The organism is Pseudoxanthomonas composti (assembly GCF_004122095.1).
Lineage (GTDB): Bacteria > Pseudomonadota > Gammaproteobacteria > Xanthomonadales > Xanthomonadaceae > Pseudoxanthomonas_A > Pseudoxanthomonas_A composti.
The window spans coordinates 58,150-65,522 of record NZ_SAWZ01000014.1 but is presented as its reverse complement, the minus strand read 5'-3'; the positions used below and the strand labels follow the sequence as shown (position 1 = coordinate 65,522).

Here is a 7,373-nt window from a genome sequence, read left to right as displayed (position 1 = left end):
GCCGCTCCCACAGAGATCGCTCTCTCGGGCACCGGGCCCTTCGGGTCGCTTCCATCGCAGCCGCTCCCGCAAGGAGTACTGCTTTCAAATGCGTTGCGAAGTGGCTTGCAGGGCAGGACCTCAGCTGGCCTTGTCGCTCATCAGCTGGACCACGCTGGAAAAGTCCAGGCCGCCGCGGCCGGCTTGCTTGTTCATCGCGTAGAGGTTGCGTGCCAGCTCGCCCAGCGGGATCGTCGCGCCTACGCGCATGGCCGCTTCCACCGCCAGGCCAAGATCCTTGAGCATCAGGTCGTTGCCGAAGCCGCCGCTGTAGCCGCGCGAGGCCGGCGCGTTGTCCAGCACGCCCGGCCACGGGTTGCAGACCTCGGTGGCCCAGCTGCGCCCGGTGCTGACGGCCATCATCTGCGACAGTACCTTGGGGTCCAGCCCGTGGGCCACGCCCAGGGCAATGGCCTCGCCGGTCACCGCCATGATCACGCCCAGGGCCATGTTGTTGCACAGCTTGGCCACCTGTCCGGCACCGTTGGCGCCGACGTGGAAGATGTTCTTGCCCATCGCCTGCAGCACCTCGCGTGCGTGCTCCAGGGTGGCGGCCTCGCCGCCGACGATGAAGGTCAGGGTTCCGGCCTGCGCGCCGGCCGTGCCGCCGGATACCGGCGCATCCAGCATCGACAGCCCACGCGCGCTGGCGGCCTCGGCGACCTTGCGCGCGGTGGCCGGTGCGATGGTGCTGCAGTCGATGACCAGGGCGCCTGCGGGAATCTTCTCCAGGATCCCGTCCTGGCCCAGGTACAGGCCTTCGACATGCTGGCTGGCCGGCAGCATCGAGATCACCACCTCGGCGCCCTCCAGCGTTTCCAGTGCCGAGTCCGCCGCGGTGGCGCCCGCAGCCTTGGCCGCGTCAAGCGCGGCTGGGACCAGATCGAACACCGACAGCGTGTGACCGGCCTTGACCAGGTTGGCGGCCATCGGCCCGCCCATATTGCCCAGACCGATGAAGGCGATGCGGCTCATGTGGTGTTCTCCGTGCGGTAGGTCGGGGTGCTTTGGAAAAAAGAGTGCTTGCAGTGGTTCAAGCTGTCGGTGGAAAGCGCGCGCATCGATGCGACAGTCGACTCCCGCCGCTGCCCGACAGGTGCGTGTGCATCACGCCAGGTCGTGCAGCGGATGCCGTCCCTGCGGCCAGCGCGGCTCGCTGAAGAAGCCCTCGGCCCAGGCGGGCGTGGCTTGCGCCAGCGTGGCCGGCTCCCAGCGCGGGCGGCGGTCCTTGTCGATCAACAGCGCACGGATGCCCTCGGCGAAATCGCCGTGGGCCGCCGCATGCAGCGCGGCGATGCATTCCAGGCGGAAGGTCTCGGCCAGCGACAGCGTGGCCGCGCGTCGCTGCAGTTCCCAGGCCAGCCTTGCCGAGCCGGGCGCGCCCGCGGCCAAGGTGGCCTGGGCGGTCTGCAGCCAGGGGTCATCGTCGCTGGGCGCGGCGGCGATTGCTGCCACCACCGCTTCCAGCAAGCCGGCATCGACCAGCTCATCGACCAGCGCCGCGTGCGATTGCAGCGGGCCTGGGGCGGGCTTGCTCGCCATGCGCTTGAGCAACGCGGTCAGCGCATCGCGATCGGCGGCCGCATCGCCGCTCCATGGCTCGGCCGCCAGCGCCTGCAACAAGGCTTCATGCCGGCTGCTGTCCAGGTATACGTCGGCCAGCCCGGCGTAGATCGCATCGCCGGCGTTCAAGGGCGCGCCGGTCAGGGCCAGGAACAGGCCCGCCCCACGCGGTACCCGCGCCAGCAGCCAGCTGCCGCCGACATCGGGGAACAGCCCGACGGTGATCTCCGGCATCGCCAGCTTCGAGCGCTCGGTGACCACGCGATGGCTGGCGCCGGACATCAGTCCGATGCCTCCGCCCATGACGATGCCATGGCCCCAGCACAGCAGCGGCTTGGGGTAGGTGTGGATGAAGAAGTCGAGGCGGTATTCCTCCTCGAAGAACGCCGCAGCGTAGGGGTTGGCGGTGATGTCCGCAGCGCCGCTGTCGCGGTAGTCGCGCATGCTGCGGTACAGGCCATGCAGGTCGCCGCCGGCACAGAAGGCCTTCTCGCCCGCGCCCTGCAGCACCACGCAGGCGATGGCCGCATCGTCGGCCCAGGTGCGCAGCTGCGCATCGAGCATGCGGGTCATCTCCAGCGATAGCCCGTTGAGCGTCCTGGGTGCATTGAGCGTGGCGATGCCAATGCGCTTGCCGTTCGCGCTGGCGCGCTCTTCGAACAGCACCGGCGCCTGGCTGGACAGTTCGACCGCACTCATGCGTTGGTCCACTGCGGCGCGCGCTTGGCCAGGAAGGCGTTGACGCCTTCGGCTTGGTCGGCGGTATCGAACAGGTCGACGAAGGCCTCGCGCTCGGCCACCAGCGCGGCGGCATAGCTGCCGCTGCGCGTGGCCTGCACCAGGGCCTTGCACGCAGCCACGCTGCTGGGGCTCTGCTTGCCGGCCTTGTGCGCCCACTCGATCGCCCGTGCCTTGGCCTGGCCCTTGGGCGCAACCTCTTCCACCAGGCCGATGCGCATGGCGGTGTCCGCGTCCACGCGCTCGCCCAGCAGGATCATGCGCTTGGCCCAGCCTTCGCCCACCAGGCGCGGCAGCGCCTGGGTGCCGCCGGCGCACGGCAGCAGGCCAACGGTGGCTTCGGGCAGGGCCATCTGCGCGTGCTCTTCGGCGATACGCAGGTCGCAGGCCAGCGCGCACTCCAGGCCGCCACCCATGGCGTAGCCGTTGATCGCGGCGATGGACACGCCACGAAACGCGGCCAGGGCCTCGAAGGCCTCCCCGAAGCGGCGCGCGGCCTCGCGCGCGGCGGCCTTGTCGCCGGAGGCGAATTGCTTCAGGTCCGCACCGGCGGAGAAGAACTTCTCGCCTTCGCCGGTCACCACCAGCGCATAGACCTCGCGGTCGGCGTTGAGTGCGGCGATGAGATCGCGCAGCGCGGCCAGGCTGTGCACCGTCCAGGTGTTGGCCGGCGGGTTGGACAGGGTGAGGACGGCGACGTGGCCATCGGCCTGAATCTCCAAGCCTGTGTGTTCGGACGTACGCCAGCTCATGCCAGACGCTCCTCACGGGTCAGCAGGTGGCGCGAGATGATCACGCGCATGATCTCGTTGGTGCCTTCCAGGATCTGGTGCACGCGGCTGTCGCGCAGCAGGCGCTCGACCGGATATTCGCGGATGTAGCCGTAGCCACCGTGCAGCTGCAGCGCGTCGTTGCAGATGGAGAAACCGGCATCGGTGGCGAAGCGCTTGGCCATCGCGCACCACACCGTGGCCTCGCTGCTGCCGGCATCGAGCTTGCGTGCGGCGGTATGCACCATCTGCCGCGCGGCCACCAGCTCGGTGGCCATGTCGGCCAGCTTGAACTGCAGCGCCTGGAACTCGGCCAGCTTCTTGCCGAACTGGCTGCGCTCGGTAAGATAGCGGCGCGCCGCATCCAGCGCGCCCTGGGCCGCGCCCAGCGAGCATGCGGCGATATTGATGCGGCCGCCGTCCAGGGCCTTCATCGCCATGCGGAAGCCATCGCCCTCGGACCCGAGCAGATTGGCCGCGGGAATCCGCACACCCTCGAAGGTGATGCCGCGCGTGGGCTGGCTGTTCCAGCCCATCTTCTCTTCCTTGCGGCCATAAGTGATGCCTCGTGCATCGGCCGGCACCACGAAGGCGCTGATGCCGCGCGCGCCCGGCTCGCCGGTGCGCGCCATCACCACCAGCACGTCGGTCACGCCGGCGCCGGAAATGAAGGCCTTGGCGCCGTCGATCACGTACTCGGCGCCATCGCGCACCGCGCGGGTTTTGAGCGAGGCCGCGTCCGAGCCGGCGCCGGGTTCGGTCAGGCAGTAGGAGGCCAGCTTCTGGCCACTGACCAGCGCCGGGCACCAGGCATCGCGCACGGCGGGCGCGGCGTGGGAGGCGATCAGCCAGGTGGCCATGTTGTGGATGGTCATGAAGGCCGTGGTGGAGGGGTCGACCGTGGCCATCTCCTCGAACACCACCGCCGCATCCAGCCGCGACAGTCCCAGCCCGCCGACGCTCTCGGGCGAATACAGCCCGCAGAAGCCCAGCTCGCCGGCCTTGGAGATGGTCTCGCGCGGGAAGATGCCCTCAGCATCCCAGCGCGCGGCGTGCGGGGCCAGCTCCTTGTCGGCGAAGTCGCGCGCGACCTCGCGGAAGGCCTGCTGTTCCTCGGAGAGTTCGGCCGGGTCGGCCGGGAGTTTCATCACTGCATTCATGGCGTGGCGCTCTGGCGAAAGTTGGCTGGCGGGGTCGAGCCGCTTACTTGAGGCTGATAGTGGTGTTGACGCCGTGGCCCAGGGTGTCGTCGTCGAACCAGCGCGCAGTGACTGTCTTTGTCTGGGTGTAGAACATCACCACCTGCTTGCCGTAGGGGCCCAGGTCGCCCAGCTTGGAGGCGCGCGAACCGGTGAAGGAGAACAGCGGCACCGGCACCGGGATCGGCACGTTGATGCCCACCTGGCCCACGTCGATCTCTTCCTGGAACTTGCGCGCGGCCGCGCCGGACTGGGTGAACACCGCCGTGCCGTTGCCGTTGGGATTGGCGTTGACGAAGTCGATGGCCGCCTCCAGCGTGTCGACCTCCACGATCACCAGCACCGGCCCGAAGATTTCCTCGTCGTAGATGCGCATGCCCGGCCTGACGCCGGAGAAGATGGTCGGACCGATGAAGTTGCCCTGCGCGTGGCCTTCCACCTGCGGCTTGCGGCCATCCAGTTCCAGCGTGGCGCCCTGGGCGATGCCCGACTCGATCAGGCCTTCCACGCGGGTGCAGGCGGCCGTGGAGATCAGCGGCCCGACATCCACGCCCGCCGCGTTGCCCGGGCCGACCTTGAGCGTCTTGGCCTTGGCCACCAGGTCCGGGATCCACGCGCGCGCCGCGCCCACCACGACCAGGGTGGAAGCGGCCATGCAGCGCTGGCCGGCCGCGCCGAAGGCCGCCCCAACCATGGCGTTGAGGGTCTGCTCCTTGTTGGCATCGGGCAGCACCACCGCGTGGTTCTTGGCGCCCATCATGCATTGCACGCGCTTGCCGGCCAGGCTGGCGCGGTTGTAGACGTGGGTGCCGACCTTGGTGGAGCCGACGAAGGACACCGCCTTGATGTCCGGGTGGTCGCAGATCGCGTTGACCACGTCCTCGCCGCCGTGGACCACGTTGAGCACGCCCTTGGGGATGCCAGCTTCCAGCGCCAGTTCCACCAGGCGCATGGTCACCATGGGGTCCTGCTCGGAGGGCTTGAGGATGAAGGTGTTGCCAGTGGCGATCGCCATCGGGAACATCCACAGCGGGATCATCGCCGGGAAGTTGAACGGGGTGATGCCGGCGCACACGCCCAGTGGCTGCAGCACGCTGTAGGTGTCCACGCCGGTGGCCACGTTGTTGGCCAGCTCGCCCAACTGCAGGTTGCCGATGGCCGCGGCGTGCTCCACCACTTCCAGGCCGCGGAACACATCGCCCTCCGCGTCGGGCAGGGTCTTGCCCTGCTCGGCGGTGAGGATGGCCGCCAGCTCGCCCATGTGGTCGCGGATCAGCTGCTGGTACTTGAGGAAGATGCGCGCGCGGGTGCCGATGGGGGTCTTGCGCCAGGTCTTGAACGCCTCCTTGGCGGCAGCCACGGCCTGGTCCACTTCCGCGACGGTGGCGAAGGGCACCTGGCCCAGGACCTCCTGGGTGGCCGGGTTGACGATGTCCTTCCAGGTGGTCGTGGACGACTGGACGAAGGCGCCGTCGATCAGCAGGGACATGCGGGGGAGCTCGGCGTTCATGGCGGCCTTCAGGACAGTTGCGGATGACAGGATTCGCATCTTTCGCAAGCCCGGGCCTCGTTTCAGCCGGAAATCTGCTTAATCCGGCCAACGCCTGCATGGATTTCTGCGAAGATTGCGAAGATGAGCCCCCACCGTCGCCTCGAACTCGGCCTGCGGCTGCAGCGCCTGCGCCAGCGTCAGGGTCTGTCCCAGGCCCAGCTGGCCCAGGCCCTGGGGCTCTCGCCCAGCTACCTCAACCAGATCGAGCGCAACAAGCGGCCGCTGACCCCGGCCGTGCAGGCACGGCTGCGCCAGGTGCTGGGCGAGACCGCCGGCCTGTTCGATGCCGACGATCCGGCCGCGCTGATCGACCCGCTGCACGAGACCCTGGCCGCGCTGGACCGGCCAGGGGTGACCACGGCCGAGCTGCGGGCCCTGGCCGGCAACCTGCCGCAGGTGGCCCACGCGCTGCTGGACCTGCACCGCGAGCACCGCGCCCTGCGCGAGCGCGCCGCGGCGCTGGAGCTGCAGGTCGGCGACCCCGGCACTGGCGCACCGGCGCTGCTGCCTCCGGGCGACCAGGTGCGCGACTACTTCAATCGCCTGCGCAACCACATCCCGGAGCTGGACACGCTGGCCGAGCGCCTGTTCGAGGAACTGGGCCTGACGCCCGGCCACACCGGCCCGCGCCTGCGCCAACGCCTGGCCGACCGCCACGGTGTGCTGGTCCAGGTCCACGACGGCGGCCAGGCCAAGCGCCGCCTGGACACCGCCGCGCGCGTGCTGCACCTGCCGGACTACCTGCGCCCGGGCCAGCAGGCCTTCCAGATGGCCGCGGAGCTGGTCCTGCTGGAGCACCCGGAGCTGATCGCCGCGCTGACCGCGCGCGCCGGCTTCGACGATGCGCAGCGCGTGGCGCTGGCGCGCATCGGCCTGTCCAACTACTTCGCCGGCGCGCTGGTGATGCCCTATGGCCGCTTCCTGCACGATGCCGAGCACAGCCGCTACGACATCGAATGGCTGGCGCACCGGTTCGGCGTGGGCTTCGAGGCAGTCTGCCACCGGCTGTCCACGCTGCAGCGCGAGGGCGCCCCTGGCCTGCCGATCTTCTTCATGCGCGTGGACCGCGCCGGCAACGTCTCCAAGCGCCACTCTTCCACCGATTTCCATTTCTCCCAGGTCGGCGGCTCGTGCCCGCTGTGGATCGTCTACGAGGCCTTCAACCAGCCCGGGCGCGTGCTCACCCAGGTCACCCGGCTGCCCGACGGGCGCCGGCACTTCTGGCTGGCCCGCCAGGTCAGCACCGGACCGGTCGGCTACGGCCAGCCGCGCAAGACCTTCGCCCTGACCGTGGGTTGCGACCTGCGCCACGCCGAGCGCCTGGTCTATGCGCGCGGCATCGACATCCGCCCCGAATCGGCCGTGCCCATCGGCCCGGGCTGCCGCACCTGCGAATGGCGCGATTGCCTGCAGCGGGCCTTCCCGCCGCTGCCGCAGCTGGCCAGCGTGGTGCGCTGAGGGTACTGCGGGCCGATCGCGCACGCGCAAGACGCGGCGTCGCGATCGTTGCGC

The 7,373-nt window shown here is 69.6% G+C and carries 6 protein-coding genes; 1 reads left to right on the top strand and 5 read right to left on the bottom strand.

Features of this window, described 5'->3' with window-relative positions:
• Nucleotides 1–120: 120 nt before the first annotated feature.
• The 5 genes from mmsB to EPA99_RS17955 all read right to left on the bottom strand — a co-directional run bounded on the left by mmsB (nt 121) and on the right by EPA99_RS17955 (nt 5,819).
• Complete coding sequence (mmsB, locus tag EPA99_RS17975) at nt 121–1,014, bottom strand: 3-hydroxyisobutyrate dehydrogenase (RefSeq protein WP_129472637.1); 894 nt, start codon at nt 1,012–1,014, stop codon at nt 121–123.
• A 132-nt stretch (nt 1,015–1,146) separates the two neighbouring features.
• Nucleotides 1,147–2,301, bottom strand: coding sequence for an enoyl-CoA hydratase/isomerase family protein (locus EPA99_RS17970; protein WP_129472636.1), 1,155 nt, complete (start codon nt 2,299–2,301; stop codon nt 1,147–1,149).
• Complete coding sequence (locus EPA99_RS17965) at nt 2,298–3,092, bottom strand: enoyl-CoA hydratase (RefSeq protein WP_129472635.1); 795 nt, start codon at nt 3,090–3,092, stop codon at nt 2,298–2,300. The genes EPA99_RS17970 and EPA99_RS17965 overlap by 4 nt, the downstream gene beginning before the upstream one ends.
• Entirely contained in the window at nt 3,089–4,270 is a 1,182-nt protein-coding gene (locus EPA99_RS17960) for an acyl-CoA dehydrogenase family protein (protein ID WP_129472634.1), read from the bottom strand. Before EPA99_RS17960 ends, EPA99_RS17965 begins: the two co-directional genes overlap by 4 nt.
• Before the next feature lie 43 nt (nt 4,271–4,313).
• Nucleotides 4,314–5,819, bottom strand: coding sequence for a CoA-acylating methylmalonate-semialdehyde dehydrogenase (locus EPA99_RS17955; RefSeq protein ID WP_129472633.1), 1,506 nt, complete (start codon nt 5,817–5,819; stop codon nt 4,314–4,316).
• Between the two features lie 123 nt (nt 5,820–5,942).
• On the opposite strand from EPA99_RS17955, the gene EPA99_RS17950 reads away from it, so the two are divergent.
• Nucleotides 5,943–7,319: a helix-turn-helix domain-containing protein gene (locus EPA99_RS17950; protein ID WP_129472632.1), complete on the top strand. Its 1,377-nt coding sequence runs from the start codon at nt 5,943–5,945 to the stop codon at nt 7,317–7,319.
• Nucleotides 7,320–7,373 lie beyond the last annotated feature (54 nt).